The organism is Pseudomonas sp. ES3-33 (genome assembly GCF_000952175.1).
GTDB lineage: Bacteria > Pseudomonadota > Gammaproteobacteria > Pseudomonadales > Pseudomonadaceae > Aquipseudomonas > Aquipseudomonas gregormendelii.
Window position 1 is genome coordinate 63,724 of record NZ_JZRI01000040.1, and the last position, 22,521, is coordinate 86,244.

Sequence of the window (22,521 nt, forward strand, 5' to 3'; positions counted from 1 at the left end):
TCGACCCGTCGGCGAAAATCTTCAGCAATGTTCGTTTCAACAGACAAACGAATAAGTAGTGCACGGGAACAATGACTACAACCCAAGAGCATAGTAGCCTCACTCAGCGCTTGAACTCAGGAGTCTTTGCATGTCCGTCCGTCGTACCAAAATCGTCGCTACCCTTGGCCCGGCCAGTAACTCGCCGGAAGTTCTAGAACAGCTGATTCTGGCTGGCCTGGACGTCGCCCGCCTGAACTTTTCCCACGGCACCCCCGACGAGCACAAGGCTCGCGCGAAGCTGGTGCGGGACCTCGCTGCCAAGCACGGCCGCTTCGTCGCCCTGCTGGGTGACCTGCAAGGCCCGAAAATTCGTATCGCCAAATTCGCCAACAAGAAGATCGAGCTGAAGATCGGTGATCAATTCACCTTCTCCACCAGCCATCCATTGACCGAAGGCAACCAGCAGATCGTCGGCATCGACTATCCGGACCTGGTCAAGGACTGCGGCGTGGGCGACGAACTGTTGCTCGACGACGGTCGCGTGGTGATGCGCGTCGACACCGCGACCGCCACCGAACTGAACTGCACCGTGATCATTGGCGGTCCGCTGTCGGACCACAAAGGTATCAACCGTCGCGGTGGCGGCCTGACTGCACCGGCCCTGACCGAGAAAGACAAAGCCGACATCAAGCTGGCTGCTGAAATGGAGGTTGATTACCTCGCCGTGTCCTTCCCGCGTGACGCCGCAGACATGGAATACGCGCGCCAACTGCGCGACGAAGCTGGCGGTACCGCCTGGCTGGTGGCGAAGATCGAACGCGCCGAAGCCGTGGCCAACGATGAAACCCTCGACGGCCTGATCAAGGCTTCCGACGCGGTGATGGTTGCCCGTGGTGACCTCGGAGTGGAAATCGGCGACGCCGAGCTGGTGGGTATCCAGAAGAAAATCATCCTGCACGCTCGCCGCCACAACAAGGCCGTGATCGTGGCGACCCAGATGATGGAGTCGATGATCCAGAACCCGATGCCAACCCGTGCCGAAGTGTCCGACGTCGCCAACGCCGTGCTCGACTACACCGACGCCGTGATGCTGTCTGCCGAAAGTGCTGCCGGTCTTTACCCGCTGGAAGCCGTACAGGCCATGGCGCGCATCTGCATCGGCGCTGAAAAGCACCCGACCAGCAAGACCTCCAGCCACCGCATCGGCAAGGTCTTCGAAAGCTGCGACCAGAGCATCGCGCTGGCAGCCATGTACACCGCCAACCACTTCCCGGGCGTGAAGGCGATCATCGCCCTGACCGAAAGTGGCTACACGCCGCTGATCATGTCGCGCATCCGCTCCTCGGTACCGATCTACGCGTTCTCACCGCACCGTGAAACCCAGGCCCGCGCGGCCATGTTCCGTGGCGTCTACACCGTACCGTTCGACCCGGCATCATTGCCGCCTGAGCAAGTCAGCCAGGCTGCAATCGACGAGTTGCTCAAGCGCGGTGTCGTGGAGAAAGGCGACTGGGTGATTCTGACCAAAGGCGATAGCTACCACACGATTGGCGGCACTAACGGCATGAAGATCCTGCACGTTGGCGACCCGATGGTCTGAGACTTCAGCCAGTAAAAAGGAGGCCCCCCAGTTCGCGCTGGGGGGCCTTTTTTTGGGGTATCTGATGGGCCACCGCCAGGCAGCAGCACTCAACCGCGAGGCAGAAAGGCGTCGGCCAATAGTTGATTGCGCGGCAGTCCCGCCAGGTACAGGCGCCGGGCAAAGGCATCAACGCTGTCGGGGCCGCCGCATAGCAAGGCCTGGGTCTGCCGGGAAACCAGGCGCAGTTGTGCCAGTGTCGTGGGCAGATCCGCCGGGGTCCACAGCTCGATGCTGAGGTTCGCGCGCGTGGCGGCCATGGCCTGTAGCGGCTTGGCCAGGTAGTGTTCGCTGGGGTCGTGGGCCAGGTGAATCACGCGGATGGACCCTTGGTGATCCTGCAGCAATGCCTCGCGCAGGATGCCGAACAACGGCCCCAGCCCAGTGCCCGCCGCCAACAGCCATAGCGGGCGCTCGTGCCAGTCCGCATCGTAGTGCAGGGCCCCGCCGCGCAACTCGCCAAGACGGATCGAATCGCCGATCTGCAACAGCCGGGCGGCATCGCTGAACGCGCCCGGTTGCCGGCAATCGATGTGAAACTCCAGGAATCGATCTTCCTGAGGCAGGCTGGCAAGCGAGTAGGGTCGTGCGACTTGTCCCGCCCACAGCACCAGATGCTGCCCGGCGCTGTAACGCAGAGGGCGTTGCGGCACCAGGCGCAGGCGCAACACATGGGCGCTGAGCCAATCGATCGCACTCACCTCGGCGGGGCGACCATCGTGCTGTGGATCGAAGGTATGCACCTGCAAATCCTCCACAACCTGGCACTGACAGGCCAGCCGCCAGCCCTGCTGGCGTTGCTCGGGACTGAGGGCGTCGGGCCGGGTGTCGCTGGGCTGCCCTTGCAGGCACTGCACCAGGCACGCGTGACAGCTGCCGGAGCGGCAGCTATATGGCACGGCCTCGCCATTGCTGTTCAAGGCGTCGAGCAGGTTGCTGCCCGGCGCGACCGACCACCGCCGCTCGCCCACGCGCAACTCAGGCATCGGCGTTCTCCCATGCCGCCGCGCAGCGATTGCGCCCGTCGCGTTTGGCGCGATAAAGCGCTTGGTCGGCGCGGTGCAAGGCATCGTCCAGATCGTCACCCAACTCCAGTAATGTCATCCCGGCCGACAGGCTGAGGTGGGTAACGCTGATGCCGATCAGCTCGACGTCGGTAAAGGCGATGCGCAAACGTTCGCAACATGAAGTCAGGCGCTCGGCATTGCAGTCGGGCAGCAGCACCACGAACTCTTCGCCGCCATAGCGGGCGAGCACGTCACCTTCGCGCAGACAGGCGCTGGCGACCGCCGCAAACGCCTGCAGCACCTGATCGCCGGCAGCATGGCCGTGGACATCATTGATTCGTTTGAAGTGATCCAGGTCGATCAGTGCCAGGCCGTGCACGACATCAGCATCCATCGCGTTCAACTCGCGGGTCGCCAGGCGCAGGAAGTGCCGACGGTTGAACAGGCCGGTCAGCTCATCGGTGGCCACCAGGTCTTCAAGCTGGCGCATCATTCCGCGCAGGGTGTCCTGGTGCGCCTGCAAGGCAAAACGGCGCTGGCGCATGCGTTGTCGCGAGGCCTGGACATAACGGGCGTAAAACACCAGCCAGACCAGCACGATAAACAGCAGGCAAACCTGCAGGATGGCCAGAGCCGGGTCAGCCAACTGAAAATGGTAACCGTCCCACAGGGTGATAGCGCTGAAACTGAAGAACACCAGCAGCGCGCAACGAATGAACGCGTAGCGCGACAGATGGAACAGGCCAAACAGCAGGATCAACACATAAAAGACCAGGAACGTGCCCCGGGCATCGTCCAGGTGGGCAATCAGCCAGGTTTGCCAGGCCAGGCCCAGCAGCACTTGTGCTTCGGTCAGGCTGGGGTCGGCAAGGCGCAGGTTGCGGCCACTGTAGAAGTACCCGAACAGTGCCACCTGAGTGATGACCACCAGCACACTGCCAATCACCACACTGGCAAGGGGCGCATCGTAATGACCGGTAAAAAAAGCCAGCCACAGTAGTAGCAAGGCCAGGGCATAGGTACCGGCGGCGAGGGCGAAGCGTTTGAGTAAAAGTCGTTGGATGGCGTTATGGGTCAATCGTTGACTCACCGTGCGAAAAAAACGCTGTTTGAGTGTCCTACTCTACAGTCCGGATGCCACTTTAGTGGCGAGCCTGATAAATGACCAATCAATTCTAAGATCGAAAAAATGGCGTCAAAACCATGACTCGACTTGCTGGTCAATCCTGCCTTCGATGACGCCTGCATCCTATGCGACCAACGAATGACCTCTGGCGGGTGTTTACCAAACCGAGGCGCGGTATACTGCCGCGCCTTTTTAGCGTCGCGCCAGCAGCCCCGGCGTGCCTTGAAAGGTGCTTGCAACCGACCGATTCACCCAAGCTGCAAGCACCTTATTGAATGTTCCCGTCTTTAAGAGGAGCGCGACTCATGACCGTGATCAAGCAAGACGACCTGATTCAGAGCGTTGCCGACGCCCTGCAGTTCATTTCCTATTACCACCCCGTGGATTTCATCCAGGCGATGCACGAAGCCTACCTGCGCGAAGAATCGCCAGCGGCCCGTGATTCGATGGCACAGATCCTGATCAACTCGCGCATGTGCGCCACCGGCCACCGCCCGATCTGCCAGGATACCGGCATCGTCACCGTGTTCGTCCGCGTGGGCATGGACGTACGTTGGGATGGCGCCACGATGGGCCTGGACGACATGATCAACGAGGGCGTACGTCGCGCCTACAACCTGCCGGAAAACGTCCTGCGCGCTTCGATCCTCGCCGACCCGGCAGGCGCTCGCAAGAACACCAAAGACAACACCCCGGCAGTTATCCACTACTCCATCGTTCCGGGTAACACCGTTGAAGTGGACGTGGCGGCCAAGGGCGGCGGCTCCGAGAACAAGTCGAAGATGGCCATGCTCAACCCGTCCGACTCGATCGTCGACTGGGTCTTGAAAACCGTGCCAACCATGGGTGCCGGCTGGTGCCCACCGGGCATGCTCGGCATCGGCATTGGCGGCACCGCCGAGAAAGCTGCGGTGATGGCCAAGGAAGTGTTGATGGAATCCATCGACATCCACGAGCTGAAGAAGCGCGGCCCGTCCAACCGTATCGAAGAGATGCGCCTGGAGCTGTTCGAGAAGGTCAACCAGCTGGGCATCGGAGCCCAGGGCCTCGGCGGCCTGACCACCGTGCTTGACGTGAAGATCATGGACTACCCGACCCACGCCGCTTCGTTGCCGGTGTGCATGATCCCGAACTGCGCCGCGACTCGTCACGCGCACTTCGTGCTCGACGGTTCCGGCCCGGCCTCGCTGGAAGCGCCACCGCTGGACGCCTACCCGGAAATCGTCTGGGAAGCCGGCCCGTCGGCTCGTCGCGTCAACCTCGACACCCTGACTCCGGAAGAAGTGCAGAGCTGGAAGCCGGGCGAAACGGTCCTGCTCAACGGCAAGATGCTCACCGGCCGCGACGCTGCGCACAAGCGCATGGTCGAGATGCTGAACAAGGGCGAAACCCTGCCGGTGGACCTCAAGGGTCGCTTCATCTATTACGTCGGCCCGGTTGATCCGGTGCGCGAAGAAGTCGTTGGCCCTGCCGGCCCGACCACTGCAACGCGGATGGACAAATTCACCCGCCAGATCCTCGAGCAAACCGGCCTGCTGGGCATGATCGGCAAATCCGAGCGCGGCCCGACCGCCATCGAAGCGATCAAGGACCACAAAGCCGTTTACCTGATGGCAGTGGGCGGCGCGGCTTACCTGGTGGCGCAAGCCATCAAGAAGTCCCGCGTGGTGGCTTTCGCCGAATTGGGCATGGAAGCGATCTACGAGTTCGACGTGAAAGACATGCCGGTAACCGTTGCAGTGGATAGCAAGGGTGAATCGGTACACATCACCGGTCCTGCCATCTGGCAGAAAAAGATCAGTGAAAGTCTGGCGGTAGAAGTGCAGTAAGCCTTTCAGACACGTCTGGCAAAGGCGACAGGGGTCATGCTCCTGTCGCCTTTTTTATGGCTCATGCTATGGTGCGCGCCCACCGTCCCGTTGTGTAACGCCCAGCATGTTCGAGTCCTCTCGCCCCTTGCGCCTGACGCTCTACTCCCTCGTTATCGTTGCCGGCGCCGTCATCGCCGCCACCCTGGCCATGCGCCATGCCGAGCGCCAGGCATTGGTGGAGGACGCTGCCCGGGCCAACCAGCAGCTGGGTTTGTACGCGACCTCGCTGCACACCTTGATCGAACGCTACCGCGCCCTGCCCGCTGTGCTGGCCCTGGACCCTGAGCTGCGTTCGGCACTCGATGGACCATTGACGGCCCAACAGCAGGACCTGCTCAACCGCAAGCTGGAAAAGATCAACGGCGCCGCCGAATCTTCGACCCTGGAACTGCTCGATGAAACCGGCCTCGCCGTGGCCGCGAGCAACTGGCGCCTGCCCAGCAGTTACGTCGGCCACAACTACGGCTTTCGCCCCTACTTCAGCCAGACCCGCACCCTGGGGTCCGGACGCTTCTATGCAGTGGGGGTGACCAGCGGGATTCCCGGTTATTTCCTGTCCAGTGCGGTGACTGCCGACGATGGGCGTTTCCTCGGTGCCATGGTGGTCAAGCTCGAGTTTCCCGAGCTGGAGCGTGAATGGCGCCAAGGCAGCGATACTTTGCTGGTCAGCGATGCCCGCGGCGTGATCTTCATCGCCAATCAGCCAGGCTGGCGTTATCGCTTGCTCAAACCACTGAATGACAGCGATCACGCCGAACTCAAGGCCACCCGCCAGTACGACAAGCAGCCCCTGAAACAGCTGGACTATCAGCCCCTGGAGAGTTTCGACGACAACAGTCACCTGGCGCGGGTCGATGGCCCGGATGGCAAAGTTGACTACCTGTGGGAATCCCTGCCCCTGGCCGCCGAAGACTGGACCCTGCATCTGCTGCGTCGCCCGCAGGTGCCCTTTGAAGACAGCCGCACTGCCGCACTGGCTGCAGCCGGGTCGTGGCTGGCGCTGGTTTTCCTGCTGCTATTTCTCAATCAGCGTTGGCGTCTGGCCAAGATCCGCCAGCGCAGTCGCGAAGAGCTCGAGCGCCTGGTCGAAGAACGCACCCGCGACCTGCGCACCGCTCAGGATGGCCTGGTGCAGTCGGCCAAGCTCGCCGCCCTGGGCCAGATGTCCGCCGCCCTGGCCCATGAAATCAACCAGCCGCTGACCGCCCAGCGCATGCAACTGGCCACCCTGCGCCTGTTGCTCGACCACGGCCGGGTAGATGACGCCTACAAGGCACTCAAGCCGGTGGACGACATGCTGACGCGCATGGCTGCCCTGACCGGCCACCTCAAGACGTTTGCCCGCAAGAGCCCCAGCGGCCTGCGCGAACGCCTGGACCTGGCGACTGTGGTGGACCAGGCGCTGCAACTGCTCGAAACCCGCCTGCGCGAGGAACAGGTCAGCACGGTGCTGCACCTGACGCGCCCGGCCTGGGTGCGTGGTGATTCGATTCGCCTGGAGCAGGTGCTGATCAATCTATTGCGTAACGCCCTCGACGCGATGCACGACAAGCCCTGCAAGCGCCTGGAAATCCGGTTGGAAGAAGATGAAAAGCTGTGGCGCCTGACCGTTTCCGATAATGGTGGCGGCATTGCCGAGGAACACCTGGCAAAAGTCTTCGATCCGTTTTTCACCACCAAACCCGTGGGCGATGGCCTGGGCATCGGGCTGGCCGTATCCTTTGCCATCGCTCACGAATCCGGCGGCCGCCTGAGCGCGGCCAACCAGGGTAACGGTGCCGCTTTCACCCTCACCCTGCCAATCGACCAGGAGGCCCAGGGCCCATGCTCAACTCAGTGATCGTCGTCGACGACGAAAGCAGCATTCGTAGCGCCGTCGAACAATGGTTGAGCCTGTCAGGCTTCGAAGTGCAGTTGTTCAGTCGCGCCGAAGAGTGCCTGGCGCAGTTGCCCCGGCACTTTCCTGGGGTGATCCTCAGCGACGTGCGCATGCCCGGTATGACCGGCCTGGAGCTGTTGGCCGAGGTCCAGCGGCGTGATGCCGACTTGCCGGTGATCCTGCTGACCGGCCACGGCGATGTGCCGATGGCAGTGGACGCGATGCGCGACGGCGCCTACGACTTCCTCGAAAAACCCTTCAGCCCCGAGACGTTACTCGGCAGCCTGCGACGCGCGCTCGACAAACGCCGGCTGGTGCTGGAAAACCGCGCCCTGCATAAACAGGCCGACAACCGCGCCAAGCTCGATGCCACACTGCTGGGGGTATCCCGAGGACTGCAGACGTTACGCCGGCAAGTGCTGGAACTGGCGGCATTGCCGGTCAATGTGTTGATCCGCGGTGAAACCGGCAGTGGCAAGGAGCTGGTTGCTCGCTGCCTGCACGACTTCGGGACACGGGCCGCCAAGCCCTTTGTGGCGCTCAATTGCGCAGCGATCCCCGAGCAACTGTTCGAGGCCGAACTGTTCGGCCACGAGAGTGGCGCATTCACCGGCGCCCAGGGCAAGCGCATCGGCAAGCTCGAATATGCCGACGGCGGCACGCTGTTTCTCGATGAAATCGAAAGTATGCCACTGGCCCAGCAAGTGAAATTGCTACGAGTGCTGCAGGAACAGAAACTCGAGCGCCTGGGGTCGAACCAGAGCATTCGCGTGGACCTGCGAATCATCGCCGCGACCAAGCCCGACCTGCTGGACGAAGCCCGGGCCGGACGCTTCCGTGAAGACCTGGCCTATCGCCTGAACGTTGCCGAGCTGCGCCTGCCGCCGCTACGAGACCGGCGCGAGGACATCCCGCTGCTGTTCGAAACCTTCGCCCAGAGCGCCGCCGATCGCCTGGGCCGCACATTTCCACCACTGACCGGCGCGCAGTTGAGCCACTTGCTCAGCCATGACTGGCCCGGCAACGTCCGTGAATTGGCCAACGTGGCCGAGCGCCAGGTGCTGGGGCTCGATGAGCCGGCACCGGTGGGCAGCGAACCGGGGCAGTCACTGGCGGCTCGTCAGGAGGCTTTCGAAGAACACTGCCTGCGGGCGGCCTTGACCCGGCATAAAGGCGATGTGAAAGCGGTGCTCGAAGAGTTGCAACTGCCGCGCCGCACCTTCAATGAAAAGATGCAGCGCCATGGGCTGACTCGCGAGATGTTTTTGTAGCGCCTGGATCGGCCTCTTCGCGGGCAAGCTCGCTCCCACAGGTTTTGTGGCCGAGCACATATCTGTGGTCCACCTTGATCCCTGTGGGAGCGGGCTTGCCCGCGAAGAGGCCATTGCTGCCAATACACATCTACAAGCTGATAAGCGATTTTCCGCTCACCCCCATTCTCCAATAAGCGGAAATCCGCTTACGCACCCGTCCAAACCCCTCTAAACCGGGCCTCCCCCCGTTGGCACAGCTCCTGCTATAGCCCCCGCAGGCTGCGTTTCAATGCGCTCCAATACAACAATTAGATTAAGGATCCTTCGATGGATAACTCCAACACCCTGCCCGCAGGATCGGCTGCCGTGCCGGCCAAGACCAGAACCACCTCCAGTCGCATCAGATCGATCTTCAGCGGTTCGGTCGGCAATATGGTCGAGTGGTACGACTGGTACGTCTACGCCGCGTTCTCGCTGTACTTCGCCAAAGCCTTTTTCCCTAAAGGCGATACCACCGCACAGCTGCTTAATACCGCCGCGATTTTCGCCGTAGGCTTCCTGATGCGTCCGATCGGGGGCTGGCTGATGGGCCTGTACGCCGACAAGGTTGGTCGTAAAAAGGCGTTGATGGCCTCGGTTTACCTGATGTGCTTCGGTTCGCTGCTGATCGCCCTGAGCCCGGGCTATGAAACCATCGGCATCGGCGCGCCGATCCTGCTGATTTTCGCCCGTTTGCTGCAAGGCCTGTCGGTCGGTGGCGAGTACGGCACCTCGGCCACTTACCTCAGCGAGATGGCGACCAAGGAGCGTCGCGGTTTCTTCTCGAGCTTCCAGTACGTGACCCTGATCTCCGGCCAGCTCATCGCGCTGGGCGTACTGATCGTCCTGCAGAACGTCCTCACCACCGAGGAGCTGTATGCCTGGGGCTGGCGCATCCCGTTTGCCATCGGCGCGCTGTGTGCCGTGGTTGCGCTCTACCTGCGTCGCGGCATGGAAGAGACCGAGTCCTTCACCAAGAAAGAAAAGGCCAAGGAAAGCGCCATGCGCACCTTGATGCGCCACCCCAAGGAACTGCTCACCGTGGTCGGCCTGACCATGGGCGGTACGCTGGCGTTCTACACCTACACCACCTACATGCAGAAGTACCTGGTGAACACGGTCGGTATGAGCATCTCCGACTCCACCACGATTTCGGCAGCCACGCTGTTCCTGTTCATGTGCCTGCAACCGCTGGTAGGCGGGCTCTCGGATAAAGTCGGTCGCCGGCCGATCCTGATCGCCTTCGGCGTCCTTGGCACGCTGTTCACCGTGCCGATCCTGACCGCCCTGCACACCGTGCAGAGCTGGTGGGGCGCGTTCTTCCTGATCATGGCGGCGCTGATCATCGTCAGCGGCTACACCTCGATCAACGCGGTTGTGAAAGCCGAACTGTTCCCGACCGAAATCCGTGCACTGGGTGTTGGCTTACCTTACGCGCTGACCGTGTCGATCTTCGGCGGTACCGCTGAATACATCGCGCTGTGGTTCAAGAGCAGCGGCATGGAAACCGGCTACTACTGGTACGTGACCGGGTGTATTGCAGTGTCGTTGCTGGTGTACATCACCATGAAAGACACCCGCAAGCACTCACGCATCACCACTGACTGACCGTCACATTCAGGTCGGCTGCACCGGCCTCTTCGTCGAAACGCCGTCCGGAGCTTGTGAGTTCCGGGCGGCATTGCGATGGAGCCCCCCAAAAATCTATCAGCTCAACTCGGCAGCCGCCGGCTTCGCGTACTTGTTTTGCGCGTAGGAAGCACCTGCAATCATCACCATCAGAATCCCCGCCAACACCAGCGAGGAGCCAATCGTACCGAAATCCAGCCCCCCCTTTTCGTGCGGTTTTGTCAGGAAGTCACCTAGGGTCGCCCCGAACGGCCGGGTGAGGACAAATGCCACCCAGAACAGCAACACTGACGAAATCCTGGTGAAGTATTTGAGCAGCACCACCATCACAATGGTCGAGCCGATCAACAGCGCGCCACCGGCAAAACCCAGGCCCGAGTCGTCGGCCAGGTAATCGCCGAGTGCCGTGCCCAGGGTGTTTGAAAACAGGATCGCCATCCAGTAAAACATTTCGCCGCGCAAGGTCTGCACTTTGGTCACATTCAGTGAATCACCGCTCAAGCGCCAGGCGGCAAAAATCCCAACCAGGATGGCAATCAGAATCATCGAACCGGTGGCGTAGCCCAGACCCAGGGTACGATCCATAAAGTCCGACATCGTGGTGCCGGCCGTGCTGGTCGACAGGATCACGATCCAGTACAGCACCGGTTTGTAGGACTTGGACATCAGCTGAGTGATCAACGTCAGCACAAATACGCTGATCAGAATCAGCGAGCTGATGGCGTAGCCGACATTGAGAGTCATCGATAGCAAATCGCCTGCGGTCTCCCCCAAGGTCGTTGCGCAGATTTTCATCACCCAGAATGCCAGGGTTATTTGAGGAAGTTTATTCATCGAGGATAGCGCTCCAGCGTGCGTGGTCGTTTCTTGGTTTTGCACGCAGACTGGCGGGGGCTTGGTGAAAAATAGGTAGGTGCTTTATGAAAAATCTGTCACTTACGCAAATGGGAAGATTTTATGGCGACCGGGCTTGCTCGTGATGCTGTGTCAGATACATTGCTTTTGACCGACAGATTATCGCGAGCCAGCTCGCTCCTACAGGAACGCTACTCCATGCCCGACGACATTCATTTCTACGAACCTGCCAACGGCCATGGCCTGCCCCACGATCCGTTCAACGCCATCGTCGGACCGCGGCCCATCGGCTGGATTTCGTCGCAGGATGCCAACGGCCGCCTTAACCTGGCGCCCTACAGTTTTTTCAACGCCTTCAACTACATTCCGCCGATCATCGGGTTCTCCAGCGTCGGGCGCAAAGACAGCTTGAACAATATCGAGCAGACCGGCGAATTCGCCTGGAACCTGGCCACTCGTCCATTGGCCGAGCAGATGAATCAGAGCTGCGCGATGGTCGGGCCTGAGGTCAATGAATTCGAGTTGTCCGGGCTGACACCCGTGGCCTCGAAAGTGATCCAGGTGCCACGGGTCGCTGAAAGCCCGGTGTCCTTTGAATGCAAGGTAACGCAGATCATTCAGCTGCAACGGGCTGACGGCAATGTGGTGCCCAGCTGGCTGATACTCGGCGAAGTGGTGGCCGTGCACATTGCCAAATGGCTGCTCAAGGATGGGGTGTACGACACCGCCGCGGCAGAGCCGATTCTGCGCGGCGGCGGGCCGGCGGATTACTTCCAGCTGGGGCCGGAGGCACTGTTCAAGATGTTCCGCCCGGGGGCGACCAGGTAGCTACTGGTCAGATGACTACCAGATCAGTTCGCCGTCTTCACCGACGCCCTTGAGGTGCGTCAGTTGCATGGCGGCAGCCTCGTCCGCCTCCTTGGCGGTCTTGAAGGTCTGTTCTTCCAGCAGCTTGTTGAAGCGCGGTGCGCCCGAGCTACCGATGGCTTTGGTGGCAATCGCCGCGTAGTAACCGCCCTCGCGGGGGACAACAGCCGATACGGCTTCGAAGGTTTCAAAGGCTTTACGTGCCATGTCGGGCATCCTGGATGATTGAGAATGCCGTCATTAACCCCTCAACCCGCCATTTTGTGTACCCAGGACTGGGTCTGTCCGAGCGCCTGGGCGGCTGATACTTGCTCGAAGGTATGAAAATCCAGGCTGTTGACCACCAGGTCCTCCACCAACTCAGCAAAAATCTGCATGGCCGGGGTGCTGAAGTAGGCCGTCATGGCCTGTTGATCGAGCCAGAAACCGGACACCAGCCACAACTGCGGATCGCATTGTGAATGTTGCAAGGCGAAGCTCAGGCAGCCCGGTGCAGTAAGCGACGGTTCTATCAGGGCACTGAGACGCGCGCCCAGTTCCACCGAACGCCCGGCACGAGCACGAACAAAGGCCATATGGCTGACGGGGATTTGCGTAGACATGTTCAACCCTCCCAGGTACTCAAGTGGCAGCCGTGGGACGGGCTGCGACAGGATCAAAGGTTAAGCGCGCCAGGGACGACGCGGTTAGTCGATTCCTGCCGGCTTGTTGCACGATCCTGCCAGGCCTCTCCGGGAACCTGTAACAACCTGTAAATGCTGTCACAGCATTGAAATATGACTTTCGAGCAAGTTTGCCCGGCTAGCGCCCGCCGCCACCGTGAAACACTTGAGTCCGGTGCAGAATCAGGCAAGCATTTCGCAGGATGTGTCTACCGTTGTTCCTTGCACAAATTTAAGCTCTGCTCATCCCACCACTTCGCCGAGGATGCCGTGCATGTCGTCGCTCGATCACTTTGAAGCCCCGCTGGACGCCGACATGGAAAAACAGCGGGCGGAACTGGCCGCTATCATTCGCCGCAACACGCTGGATGATGGCACCTATGCCACGGCCGTCGGCTCGCTGTTCATGTCGCGCCACAGCAAGTCCCACGATTTTGCCCCGGTGCTCGCGCAACCGGCACTGTGCATCATGGCCCAGGGGCGAAAAGAGGTGCGCCTGGCCGATGAGTTTTTCAATTACGACCCACTGAATTACCTGGTGGTGTCGGTCTCGATGCCGCTGAGTGGGCGGGTGGTGAATGTCACTTGCGAAGAACCGATACTGGCCGTGCGGCTGGATATCGACCCAGCGGAAATTACCGCGTTGATTGCCGACGCCGGCCCCCTTGGCGTGCCGACCCGCCCTACGGGGCGCGGCCTGTACGTGGAGCAGATCGATACCGCGATGCTCGACGCCGTGCTGCGCCTGGCCCGCCTGCTCAATTCACCCAAGGATATCGGCATGCTTGCGCCGCTGATTCGCCGCGAGATTCTCTACCGCCTGCTGCGCAGCCCGCAGGGGCATCGCCTGTATGAGATTGCCATTGCCAACAGCCAGAGCCATCGCATCAGCCAGGCGATCAAATGGCTCAATGGCAATTACGAGCAACCGTTGCGCATCGATGACCTGGCCAAGGAAGTAAACCTGAGCGTGTCGACGCTGCATCACCGGTTCAAGGCAATGACCGCGATGAGGCCGCAAAGGCCGCCATCGAGTCAGGATCAGGCGCCGAGCACCCGGCACGCCTCGGCAGGCAGGGTTACCGACACCGGGTTGCCGATGCTCAGGCCGAAGCCCTGGCAAGGCGTACTCAAGGCAGTAAACGACACCCCCGAACACTCCACCGTGGTTTCAATCGTCGCGCCGATATCGCGCACGAACGTCACCCTGCCCAGCAGACGGTTTCCCGCCGTGGCCTGGGGCTGCGACAGCTGCAGGTCCTCGGGACGAATCAGCATCTTGACCTTCGCCCCCGCCACTATGCTGCTGCAGATCGGCACTTGCAGGGCGTCCCCACCGGGCAAACCGACCTTGCCATTGCCCAGCGCCGTAGCCGGAAAAATGTTGCCCGAGCCGATGAAGTCGGCAACGAACTCGTTGGCCGGATGCCGGTAAATCTCGATGGGCGTCCCTACCTGCTGTACCCGATGCTCGCCCAACACGACGACGATATCGGCCATGGTCATGGCCTCACGCTGGTCGTGGGTGACCATGATGGTGGTGATGTTCAGGCGCTGTTGCAGTTGGCGGATTTCTACCTGCATCGATTCCCGCAGCTTGGCGTCCAGCGCCGACAGCGGTTCATCCAGCAACAGGATTTTCGGGTGTGAGGCAATTGCCCGGGCGATCGCCACGCGCTGGCGTTGCCCGCCGGACAACTTGGACACCGGGCGATCAATCATCTCCTGCAACTGAATCAGCTGCAGCAACTCCACCACCCGCGCCTGTTGATCAGCCTTGCTGACCCCACGCAGCTTCAAAGGGTAAGCGATGTTCTCCCCCACGGTCATGTGCGGAAATAGCGCCAGGGATTGGAACACCATGCCGAAATTGCGCAGATGCGCCGGGGTGTGGCCGATGTCTTCACCGTCCAGGCGGATCTCCCCGCCCGAGAGGGTTTCAAGCCCGGCGATCATGCGCAGCAGGGTGGTTTTCCCGCAGCCCGAGGGGCCGAGAAAACACACCAGCTTGCCCTCGGGCAAATGCAGGTTCACATCCTTTACCGCGCAGGCCGAGCCGTAGTGTTTTTCGACGTTTTCCAGAATCAGACCAGTCATGTTGCACCTCAAATCAAAAGGAAACGCCGCCCTCGCCCACCAGCTTCTCCAACGCCCAGATCAGGACGAAGTCGATCAGCACGATCAGCACGGCAAAGGAAAAGACAGTCGGGTCAAGCGATGACACGGTGCGGCTGTACATCCAGATCGGCACGGTCATGACATCGATGGTGTAGAGGAAGTAGGTCACGGTGAACTCGTTGAACGAGACGATGAACGCCAGCAGCATCCCCGCGAGAATTCCCGACTTCATCAACGGCACCACTACGTCAACGATCGCCCGGGTGGGCGACGCGCCGAGCATCTGCGCAGCCTCTTCGACCTCAGTGCCGATGGACAGCATCGCTGCGGTGCAATTCTTCACCACGAAGGGTAATGCCAGGATCACGTGCGCAATCACCAGGCGCGAGGTGGTCATCTGGAACGGCAGGCTGTCGAAAACCAGCAGCAAGGCCAGGCCCAGTACCACCATGGGAAACACCAGCGGCAACGACATCAGTTGCAGCGCCACGGCCTTGCCGCGGAACTCGCAACGGGTCAGCGCATAGGCCGCAGGCACCGCGATGATCGTGGCGAAGACCATGGTCAGGCAAGCCACCATCAGGCTGGTGGTCATGGCTTTGCCCAGGCTCAGCACATCGCTGGAGTCGGGCGAGACAAAGCTGTTCCAGGCGGCCTTGTACCACTGCAGGCTGTAGCTGCTGGGTGGGAAGTCGAGGTTTGAGGCGCCGCTGAATGACATGACGATCATCGTCAGGATCGGCAGCACCGCCAGCAGCAGGATAAAGCCCGACAGCACGCCGGCAAACTTGCCGGTATCGCCCGGCAGTAACGTATGACGCTTGTTGATCACAGTGCTCATTGCGAAGCCTCCATCCTGCGCCGACGCCGGCCAGTGAAATATTCCGACAGGGTCATGATCAGCAGCGTGGTGACAATCAGAACCACCCCGGCTGCGGAGGCGGCGGGCCAGTTCATCAGCGGGGCGATCTGGTCATGGACCATCACCGCCAGCATCGGCACGCGCCGACCACCCAGCAACAGGGGCACTACGAAGCTGCTGGCGTTGTAGGCGAACACCAGCGTTGCGCCGGTGATGATGCCCGGCAGACTCATCGGCAGCACCACCTGGCGGAACACCTGCAAGCGACTGGCGCCGAGGGTGGCCGCCGCCTCTTCGTAGGTGCGGGCGACTCCGCGCATGGCGCTGGCGATTGGCAGTACGGCCAGCGGGAAGGCGGTTTGCACCAGTCCCATCAGCACGCCGTTCTGGTTGTAGAGCAACATGATCGGACGCTTGATCAGACCCAGTCCCATCAAGGCCTGATTGAGCATTCCGCCAGGCCCGAGGATCACCAGCCAGCCATAACTTTGCAGCAGCAGGTTGACCAGCAAGGGCAGCAACACTGCTGCAAGGAAAATTCGCCGCACCAAGGGGGAGGTCAGGCGTGACATGGTGTAGGCCACCGGGATCGCCAGCACCACGGCAATCGCCGCGCTGATCAACGCCAGGCGCAGGGTCAGCAGCAAGGATTTGAGGTAGTAAGGTTCCAGCAACTGCGCGTAGCTGGCCAGGCTGAAGCCGGTCCATTCCGCGCCTTTGGTGCCCACGCTCATGCGCAGTACCAGCAGGCTGGCGGCAATCAGCACGCCGAGGAACAGCATCGATGGCGTGAGAAAAAGCCAGGCGCGGGCGGTGGGTGACACGCCGCGTTTTGGCGGTGATGCCGCGATGTTGCCGGGGTGGATCAGGGGTTGGTGTTCCATGGCTAGGGTCTCGTCAATTGCACAGGACGATCTGGTGCACCACCCCGGTAGGAGCGGCCGCTGGCTGCGATCTTTTGATCCTGAAAATCAAAGTCAAAAAATCGCAGCCTGCGGCAGCGCCTGCAGGGGACCGTGCCTTGCAGGTCGTATGGCAGATCAGGAAGAAAAGATTTCCGTGTAGCGACGAATCCATTGGTCATGCACAGAGGCCAGGAAGGCGTTGTCGTGCATGATCGCCTTCTCGGCAATTTGCTCCGGCGTGAGGATGTACGGGCTCTTGCGGGCCTCGGCGGAGATGATCGCCTTGGCGTTGACCGGGCCGTTGTAAATGTCCTCGGCCATCTTGCCCTGCACCAGCGGGTCCAGGGAGTGGTTGATGAAGGCGTAGGCCAGTTCGGTATCGCCGGGGCGATTTTTCGGCATCACCGAGAGCATCAGGTCGGTGTAGAAGCCTTCTTTCATGCCAAAGGTAGCACCCAGGCCGTAGGCCGGATCGCGGATCTGCTTGGGGAAAAAAGCCGGCGCATACAGGCCACCCATGTCCAGGGAACCGGTGCGGAACAGCTCGGCGATCTGGTTCGGGTTCTCGCCCAGCGTCACCACGCGGTCCTTGAGCTCTGCGAGCTTCCTGAAGCCCGGCTCGATGTTGTGCTCGTCACCACCGGCCAGTTTGGCGGCGATGATGATCAGGTCCATGGCTTCGGTCCAGTTCGGCGGCGGCAGGAAAATGTTCGGCGACAGGTCGGCGTCCCACAGGGCGGCGTAGCTGTCCGGCGCTTGCTGGATGGTGCGGGTGCTGTAGACCAGGCTGTTGCACCAGAGCAGGTATCCAATCCCGTGGCCGTTGGCACCGGTGCGGTATTTTTCCGGCACATCGACCAGGTTGGGAATGCGGTTGAGGTCGGGTTTTTCCAGCAGGTTGGCCGCCGCCAGGCCCTCGGCACCAACGCCAGCCAGGGTGATGATGTCGTACTGCGCACGATCGCCGCCGGCCTTGAGTTTGGCGACCATTTCCGAGGTGCTGCCGGTACGGTCAGCGATGACCTTGCAGCCGTATTTGTCTTCAAAGGTCGCCGCGATGTTGCGCAGCGCGGCCAGGCCGGTGTCGTCGGACCAGGTCAGCAGGCGCAGGGTTTTACCCTGGAAGCGGGTGTCGCTGGCATTGGCCTTGATGAACGGCATGCTCATGGCCGCCGCGGCTACCGAGGCTACGCCCACGGTCTTGATGAATTGACGTCTGTTCAGATCATGCTCGCCCATTACGGACTCCCTTTGTTTTTGTAGGTATAAGGCAGGTCGAAACTGTTGCATCCGCGTCCGGATCAGCGTTATCCCTCGTATTTTCGGGGCTTGGCGGAACCAGCGAGTTCATCCTGAGGTCGTGCAAAACACCTGACTATCGATAAAAACTCATCGAAGCCATGACATCAGCACATGCCTCGACAAGAGGCACGCACTCACCATATTCGAGCGATCAGATGGCTCGAATGACGTGTTTTATTTCCTGGAAAGCCTGCAAGCCCCACGGCCCCAATTCGCGGCCAATGCTGCTCTGCTTGTAACCACCCCAGGCAGCCTGCGCAAAGATCACCTGTGGCGCGTTGATCCACACGAGCCCCGCCTGCAAGGCGTTCGCGACGCGATCCGCCGTTTCGGCATTGCGCGTGACGACACTGGCCACCAGACCGAACTGGCTATCGTTGGCCAGGGCAATCGCCTCGCCTTCGGAGGCGAAACTGCGCACGCAAATGACCGGACCGAAAATCTCTTCACACCAAAGCGCACTGCCCTGGGGCACGTCGGTGAAGATCGTCGGCTGCAAAAAATAGCCTCGTGGAAGGTCCGCCGGGCGATTGCCGCCGCAGATCAGCTTCGCGCCAGCGCTCAAGCCACGGTCGATGTGGCCGAGTACCCGCTGGTATTGCGCCTGATTGACCAGCGCGCCCATTTCCACCGCCGGATCGAACGGGTCCGCCACACGAATGGCTTCGGCACGAGCCTTCAAGCGAATGAGAAACTCATCCGCCAGTTCATCGGCGACCAACACACGGCTGGTGGCCGAACACATTTGTCCGGCATTAAAAAACCCGCCGCCACACGCCACTTCCACCGCCAGCTCAAGGTCGGCATCAGCCAGCACCAGCAACGAGGATTTACCCCCCAGTTCCAGGCTCACACCCTTGACGGTTTCCGCCGCGCGCTGCATCACCTGCACCCCTACCGCGTTGCTGCCGGTGAAGGATATCTTGGCAATGCGCGGGTCCGCCGACAGCGGTGCGCCGACAGCCAGCCCAGTGCCGCAGACCAGGTTGAACACGCCCTGGGGCAGACCCGAACGGGCAATGATCGCCGCCAGCTCCAGCTCTGGCAGGGGCGTTACTTCGGACGGTTTGAGCACCACGCAGCAACCGGCGGCAAGGGCCGGCGCGAGCTTCCAGGCGGTGGTGACCATCGGGAAATTCCACGGCACGATAAGGCCGACCACACCACAAGGTTCCCGGCGTACTCGAGCGCTGAAATCGTCTGTTGGTAACTCGACCGGGCTGTCCTGTTTCGTGTCCAGGCCTTCGGCCAGACCGGCGTAGTACTCGAAAGTGGCGATCACGTCATCGACGTCGATGGCGGCTTCGAACAGTGGCTTGCCGTTATTGCTCGACTGCAAATGCATCAACTGCTCACGACTGGCCTGCGCGCCTGCGGCGATCTTGCGCAGGATCGCACCGCGCTCGGCGCCGCTGGTCTGCGACCAACTCTGGAAGGCTGCGGCGGCGGCAGTGACGGCTTGATCGACGGCAGCTGAGTCGCCACCATTAACCGTTGTCAGCAGGGCCTCGGTCGACGGATTGATCACCCGCAGATGTTCCGGACCGGCAGACCACTGGCCGTTGATAAACAGGCCGTGCAAAGTTGTCGGCAGGCTCATTGCGACACCGCCTGCATCCATTGCGCCTGATCAATCTCAATCAGGGTCGGGCCCTGCCGGTCAGCAGCGACGCGCAGCGCAGTGCGCAGTTGCTCGACCCCCTTCACCGCTTCGGCGGCACAGCCCAGAGCCTTGGCCACGCCGATGAAATCCGGTGTGTAGATGTCCACACCCACCGGTTCGATGGCGCGGTTGACCATGTATTTCTTGATCTCTTCGTAGCCCTGGTTATTCCACAGCAGGACGATCACCGGGGTCCGGGCTTCTACGGCGCTGGCCAGTTCCGGCAAGGTGAATTGCAGGCCGCCGTCACCGATCAGGCACACCACCGCAGGGCGCGCGCCGCCCGCGACGCTGCCACCGAGCCAGGCACCAATCGCCGCCGGCAAGGCGTAGCCGAGGGTGCCGTAGCCGGTGGAGGAATTGAACCAGCGGCGCGGACGCTCCGGGTTGAACGTGAGGTTGCCGGTATACACCGGCTGGGTCGAATCGCCGACAAACACAGCATTCGGCAACTCGTGCAGCACGGTTTCCAGGAAGCGGGTTTGTGCCAGGGTCGGCGCGTCCCAGGTCGCTGCCAGCTCGGCGCGCAGACGCGCAGCACGCACCTGGCCCCAATCGGCACGGCGCTCGGCCAGGGATTTGTGCGAGAGCGCGCTCAACAGTGCCTGCGCGGCGTTGCGCGCATCGGACACCAGCGCGACCTGTGGCGGATAGTTGCGCACGGTCTGGTCGGGGTCGATGTCCACCCGCAACAGTGCACCGGGAATCTCGAAACCACCGGCGAACGTCACGTCGTAATCGGTCTCGGCCAGCTCGGTGCCGATGGCCAGCACAACGTCGGCCTCGGCGACCAGGGCACGGGTGGCGACCAGGCTCTGGGTCGAGCCGATCAGCAACGGATGCGCGGACTCCAGCATGCCCTTGGCATTGATGGTCAGGGCCACGGGCGCATCGAGCAACTCGGCCAGTTCAGTCAGCTCGGCTGCGGCATCAATGGCTCCGCCACCGGCAAGAATCAATGGGCGTTTCGCGCCGGCCAGCAGCGCGGTCATGCGGCTGATCGCGCTCGGCGAAGCACCCGCACGATCAATATTGACCGGCACGCTGGCGAGCAGGTCATCCGCTTCCTCGACCAGCACATCCAGCGGAATTTCGATATGCACCGGGCGCGGACGACCCGCCTGGAACAACGCAAAGGCGCGGGCCAACACGCCTGGCAGCTCGGCCGCCGACATCAGCGTATGGGAAAACGCCGCCACCCCGGCCACCAGCGCGCTCTGGTTTGGCAGCTCGTGAAGCTTGCCCCGGCCACCGCCCAACTGGCTGCGCGATTGCACGCTGGAGATCACCAGCATCGGGATCGAATCGGCGTAGGCCTGCCCCATGGCAGTGGTGATGTTGGTCATGCCAGGGCCGGTGATGATGAAGCACACACCGGGCTTGCCGCTGGTGCGCGCATAGCCGTCAGCCATGAAACCGGCGCCCTGCTCATGACGCGGAGTGACATGGTTGATGCTCGAACGGGCCAGCCCACGGTACAGCTCCACGGTGTGAACCCCGGGAATGCCGAACACCTGCTCGACCCCGTAACCTTCGAGTAACTTGACCAATACTTCGCCACACGTCGCCATGTCATTGCCCTTCCTGTTCGTTTGAGACGCCGGACCTGCGCAGTGTTTATGATGCGTGGGCAGGTCCAGGGATGGCCTCATTGGAACGGGCGACACGTCGCCTCAACAATGGATAAAAAGTCATACTAGCCATGTCCTTACGTCATACCTTGGATCCCCATGAAACGATTGCCTCCCCTGCCGGCGCTGCACACTTTTCTGATCACCGCGCAGTGCTGCAACTTCACCCGTGCCGCCGAGCAGTTGCACATCACCCAGGGCGCGGTGAGCCGGCAAGTCGCCGGGCTGGAGGATCATCTGGGTTATGAGCTGTTCATTCGCCAGGCCCGGGGCCTGGAGTTGACGGCGCAGGGGCGCGAATGGCTGCCGCGGGTGCAGAAGATTTTCCGCTTGATCGACGAAGCCGTGGACCAGATCGGTGAGACGCGCGAGACCCTGCAGTTGAAGGCGCCGACCTGCGTCATGCGCTGGTTGCTGCCACGGCTGTTGCAGTGGCAAAGGGAGCGTCCGGACGTGCCGGTAGAGTTGACCACCACGGTGAAGCACGGAGTGGATTTTCATCGCGAACAGTTCGACGCCGCAGTGATGTACGGAGCGCTACCGGACAATGCGCTGGCCTCCCTGCACCTGTTCGACGAACAACTGACCCCGGTCTGCTCCAGGCCGCTGCTCGAAGGCCCGGTACCGTTGCAGTCCCCGGATGACCTGCAACAGCATTTGCTGTTGCACCCCACCCGGGACGAACGCGACTGGAAAGCCTGGCTGGCCAGCGCCGGGATACGCTTGAACAACGTGGGCAAGGGCCAGCATTTCGAAACCCTGGACCTGGCCATGTCGATGGCGTCCCAAGGGACGGGCGTGGCGATTGGAGACTGGTCGCTGATCGGGGATGACCTGAGCGCGGGCAGGCTGGTGATGCCCTTCGCGCTGAAGGTTAAAACCGGTCTGGCCTACTACCTGGTGTTCCCGCAGAAACCCGAGCCGTCGCCCAAGCTGCGCGAGCTGATGGGGTGGTTGGTGGAGCAGGCTCAGTCGCGATAACGCAAAAGCCGGCAGGAGCTGCGTAGGAGCTGTCGAGTGAAACGAGGCTGCGATCTTTTGGCGTCTAAAATCAAGATCAAGATCAAGATCAAGATCAAAAGATCGCAGCCTCGTTTCACTCGTCAGCTCCTTGTATGTTGACCCAGCACCCAGCGAGAGAGGTCTAAGCTCGTTGGTGCTGACATACAAAGATGTGTTTCTGGGGGAGGCCGATGGCTCCTGAAGGCAGGACTTGCGCCTGACCTTGTCT

The 22,521-nt window shown here is 61.5% G+C and carries 18 protein-coding genes and 1 pseudogene; 8 read left to right on the forward strand and 11 right to left on the reverse strand.

Annotation, left to right across the window (positions count from 1 at the left end):
* Window positions 1-130 precede the first annotated feature (130 nt).
* Window positions 131-1,582, forward strand: coding sequence for a pyruvate kinase (pyk, locus tag UB23_RS05220; protein ID WP_045058261.1), 1,452 nt, complete (start codon window positions 131-133; stop codon window positions 1,580-1,582).
* A gap of 89 nt (window positions 1,583-1,671) precedes the next feature.
* On the opposite strand, the gene UB23_RS05225 is transcribed toward pyk, so the two are convergent.
* Window positions 1,672-2,607 (reverse strand): iron-sulfur-binding ferredoxin reductase, encoded by a 936-nt coding sequence (locus UB23_RS05225; protein WP_045058262.1) that lies wholly within the window; start codon window positions 2,605-2,607, stop codon window positions 1,672-1,674.
* A complete protein-coding gene (locus UB23_RS05230) occupies window positions 2,600-3,706 on the reverse strand; it encodes a GGDEF domain-containing protein (protein WP_045058263.1) in 1,107 nt (368 codons plus the stop codon). The genes UB23_RS05225 and UB23_RS05230 overlap by 8 nt, the downstream gene beginning before the upstream one ends.
* Window positions 3,707-4,059: 353 nt before the next feature.
* On the opposite strand from UB23_RS05230, the gene UB23_RS05240 reads away from it, so the two are divergent.
* From UB23_RS05240 to UB23_RS05255, 4 genes are all read left to right on the forward strand, one after another.
* Complete coding sequence (locus tag UB23_RS05240; protein ID WP_045058265.1) at window positions 4,060-5,583, forward strand: fumarate hydratase; 1,524 nt, start codon at window positions 4,060-4,062, stop codon at window positions 5,581-5,583.
* A gap of 106 nt (window positions 5,584-5,689) precedes the next feature.
* Window positions 5,690-7,465 (forward strand): sensor histidine kinase, encoded by a 1,776-nt coding sequence (locus UB23_RS05245; protein ID WP_045058266.1) that lies wholly within the window; start codon window positions 5,690-5,692, stop codon window positions 7,463-7,465.
* Window positions 7,450-8,775 (forward strand): sigma-54-dependent transcriptional regulator, encoded by a 1,326-nt coding sequence (locus UB23_RS05250; protein WP_045058267.1) that lies wholly within the window; start codon window positions 7,450-7,452, stop codon window positions 8,773-8,775. The genes UB23_RS05245 and UB23_RS05250 overlap by 16 nt, the downstream gene beginning before the upstream one ends.
* A 309-nt stretch (window positions 8,776-9,084) precedes the next feature.
* A complete protein-coding gene (locus tag UB23_RS05255; protein ID WP_045058268.1) occupies window positions 9,085-10,404 on the forward strand; it encodes an MFS transporter in 1,320 nt (439 codons plus the stop codon).
* 99 nt (window positions 10,405-10,503) lie between these two features.
* On the opposite strand, the gene UB23_RS05260 is transcribed toward UB23_RS05255, so the two are convergent.
* Window positions 10,504-11,259: a COG4705 family protein gene (locus tag UB23_RS05260; RefSeq protein WP_045058269.1), complete on the reverse strand. Its 756-nt coding sequence runs from the start codon at window positions 11,257-11,259 to the stop codon at window positions 10,504-10,506.
* Between the two features lie 219 nt (window positions 11,260-11,478).
* On the opposite strand from UB23_RS05260, the gene UB23_RS05265 reads away from it, so the two are divergent.
* A complete protein-coding gene (locus UB23_RS05265; RefSeq protein ID WP_045058270.1) occupies window positions 11,479-12,108 on the forward strand; it encodes a flavin reductase family protein in 630 nt (209 codons plus the stop codon).
* A 15-nt stretch (window positions 12,109-12,123) separates the two neighbouring features.
* Here the strand turns inward: UB23_RS05265 and UB23_RS05270 are convergent, their stop codons facing one another.
* Together UB23_RS05270 and UB23_RS05275 are read right to left on the reverse strand one after the other, a co-directional pair.
* Window positions 12,124-12,354 carry a hypothetical protein gene (locus UB23_RS05270; protein ID WP_045058271.1) on the reverse strand — a complete coding sequence of 77 codons (231 nt, stop codon included), beginning with the start codon at window positions 12,352-12,354 and terminating at the stop codon, window positions 12,124-12,126.
* Between the two features lie 41 nt (window positions 12,355-12,395).
* Entirely contained in the window at window positions 12,396-12,749 is a 354-nt protein-coding gene (locus UB23_RS05275) for a putative quinol monooxygenase (RefSeq protein ID WP_045058272.1), read from the reverse strand.
* A gap of 334 nt (window positions 12,750-13,083) precedes the next feature.
* On the opposite strand from UB23_RS05275, the pseudogene UB23_RS28255 reads away from it, so the two are divergent.
* Window positions 13,084-13,827, forward strand: a pseudogene (locus UB23_RS28255) (AraC family transcriptional regulator N-terminal domain-containing protein); the annotation flags it as partial.
* 23 nt (window positions 13,828-13,850) lie between these two features.
* On the opposite strand, the gene UB23_RS05285 reads toward UB23_RS28255, so the two are convergent.
* From UB23_RS05285 to UB23_RS05310, 6 genes are all read right to left on the reverse strand, one after another.
* Complete coding sequence (locus UB23_RS05285; RefSeq protein ID WP_045058274.1) at window positions 13,851-14,906, reverse strand: ABC transporter ATP-binding protein; 1,056 nt, start codon at window positions 14,904-14,906, stop codon at window positions 13,851-13,853.
* Between the two features lie 13 nt (window positions 14,907-14,919).
* Window positions 14,920-15,768, reverse strand: coding sequence for an ABC transporter permease (locus UB23_RS05290; protein WP_045058275.1), 849 nt, complete (start codon window positions 15,766-15,768; stop codon window positions 14,920-14,922).
* Window positions 15,765-16,673 carry an ABC transporter permease gene (locus UB23_RS05295; protein ID WP_045058276.1) on the reverse strand — a complete coding sequence of 303 codons (909 nt, stop codon included), beginning with the start codon at window positions 16,671-16,673 and terminating at the stop codon, window positions 15,765-15,767. The genes UB23_RS05290 and UB23_RS05295 overlap by 4 nt, the downstream gene beginning before the upstream one ends.
* A gap of 156 nt (window positions 16,674-16,829) precedes the next feature.
* Window positions 16,830-17,933, reverse strand: a complete 1,104-nt coding sequence (locus tag UB23_RS05300) for an extracellular solute-binding protein (protein ID WP_045058277.1) — start codon at window positions 17,931-17,933, stop codon at window positions 16,830-16,832.
* 214 nt (window positions 17,934-18,147) lie between these two features.
* Complete coding sequence (locus UB23_RS05305; RefSeq protein ID WP_045058278.1) at window positions 18,148-19,596, reverse strand: aldehyde dehydrogenase family protein; 1,449 nt, start codon at window positions 19,594-19,596, stop codon at window positions 18,148-18,150.
* On the reverse strand, window positions 19,593-21,230 hold the full coding sequence (locus UB23_RS05310; RefSeq protein ID WP_045058279.1) for a 5-guanidino-2-oxopentanoate decarboxylase: 1,638 nt from the start codon (window positions 21,228-21,230) through the stop codon (window positions 19,593-19,595). The genes UB23_RS05305 and UB23_RS05310 overlap by 4 nt, the downstream gene beginning before the upstream one ends.
* Before the next feature lie 159 nt (window positions 21,231-21,389).
* Here UB23_RS05310 and UB23_RS05315 point away from each other — a divergent pair, with 159 nt between their 5' ends.
* Window positions 21,390-22,271 carry a LysR substrate-binding domain-containing protein gene (locus tag UB23_RS05315; protein ID WP_045058280.1) on the forward strand — a complete coding sequence of 294 codons (882 nt, stop codon included), beginning with the start codon at window positions 21,390-21,392 and terminating at the stop codon, window positions 22,269-22,271.
* Window positions 22,272-22,521: the final 250 nt, after the last annotated feature.

Bases quoted from the DNA above. Each gene is read 5' to 3' on its own strand.
- pyk (WP_045058261.1), top strand. From the start codon at position 131: ATGTCCGTCCGTCGTACCAAAATCGTCGCTACCCTTGGCCCGGCCAGT.
- UB23_RS05225 (WP_045058262.1), bottom strand. From the start codon at position 2,607: ATGCCTGAGTTGCGCGTGGGCGAGCGGCGGTGGTCGGTCGCGCCGGGC.
- UB23_RS05240 (WP_045058265.1), top strand. From the start codon at position 4,060: ATGACCGTGATCAAGCAAGACGACCTGATTCAGAGCGTTGCCGACGCC.
- UB23_RS05245 (WP_045058266.1), top strand. From the start codon at position 5,690: ATGTTCGAGTCCTCTCGCCCCTTGCGCCTGACGCTCTACTCCCTCGTT.
- UB23_RS05250 (WP_045058267.1), top strand. From the start codon at position 7,450: ATGCTCAACTCAGTGATCGTCGTCGACGACGAAAGCAGCATTCGTAGC.
- UB23_RS05255 (WP_045058268.1), top strand. From the start codon at position 9,085: ATGGATAACTCCAACACCCTGCCCGCAGGATCGGCTGCCGTGCCGGCC.
- UB23_RS05260 (WP_045058269.1), bottom strand. From the start codon at position 11,259: ATGAATAAACTTCCTCAAATAACCCTGGCATTCTGGGTGATGAAAATC.
- UB23_RS05265 (WP_045058270.1), top strand. From the start codon at position 11,479: ATGCCCGACGACATTCATTTCTACGAACCTGCCAACGGCCATGGCCTG.
- UB23_RS05270 (WP_045058271.1), bottom strand. From the start codon at position 12,354: ATGGCACGTAAAGCCTTTGAAACCTTCGAAGCCGTATCGGCTGTTGTC.
- UB23_RS05275 (WP_045058272.1), bottom strand. From the start codon at position 12,749: ATGTCTACGCAAATCCCCGTCAGCCATATGGCCTTTGTTCGTGCTCGT.
- UB23_RS05285 (WP_045058274.1), bottom strand. From the start codon at position 14,906: ATGACTGGTCTGATTCTGGAAAACGTCGAAAAACACTACGGCTCGGCC.
- UB23_RS05290 (WP_045058275.1), bottom strand. From the start codon at position 15,768: ATGAGCACTGTGATCAACAAGCGTCATACGTTACTGCCGGGCGATACC.
- UB23_RS05295 (WP_045058276.1), bottom strand. From the start codon at position 16,673: ATGGAACACCAACCCCTGATCCACCCCGGCAACATCGCGGCATCACCG.
- UB23_RS05300 (WP_045058277.1), bottom strand. From the start codon at position 17,933: ATGGGCGAGCATGATCTGAACAGACGTCAATTCATCAAGACCGTGGGC.
- UB23_RS05305 (WP_045058278.1), bottom strand. From the start codon at position 19,596: ATGAGCCTGCCGACAACTTTGCACGGCCTGTTTATCAACGGCCAGTGG.
- UB23_RS05310 (WP_045058279.1), bottom strand. From the start codon at position 21,230: ATGGCGACGTGTGGCGAAGTATTGGTCAAGTTACTCGAAGGTTACGGG.
- UB23_RS05315 (WP_045058280.1), top strand. From the start codon at position 21,390: ATGAAACGATTGCCTCCCCTGCCGGCGCTGCACACTTTTCTGATCACC.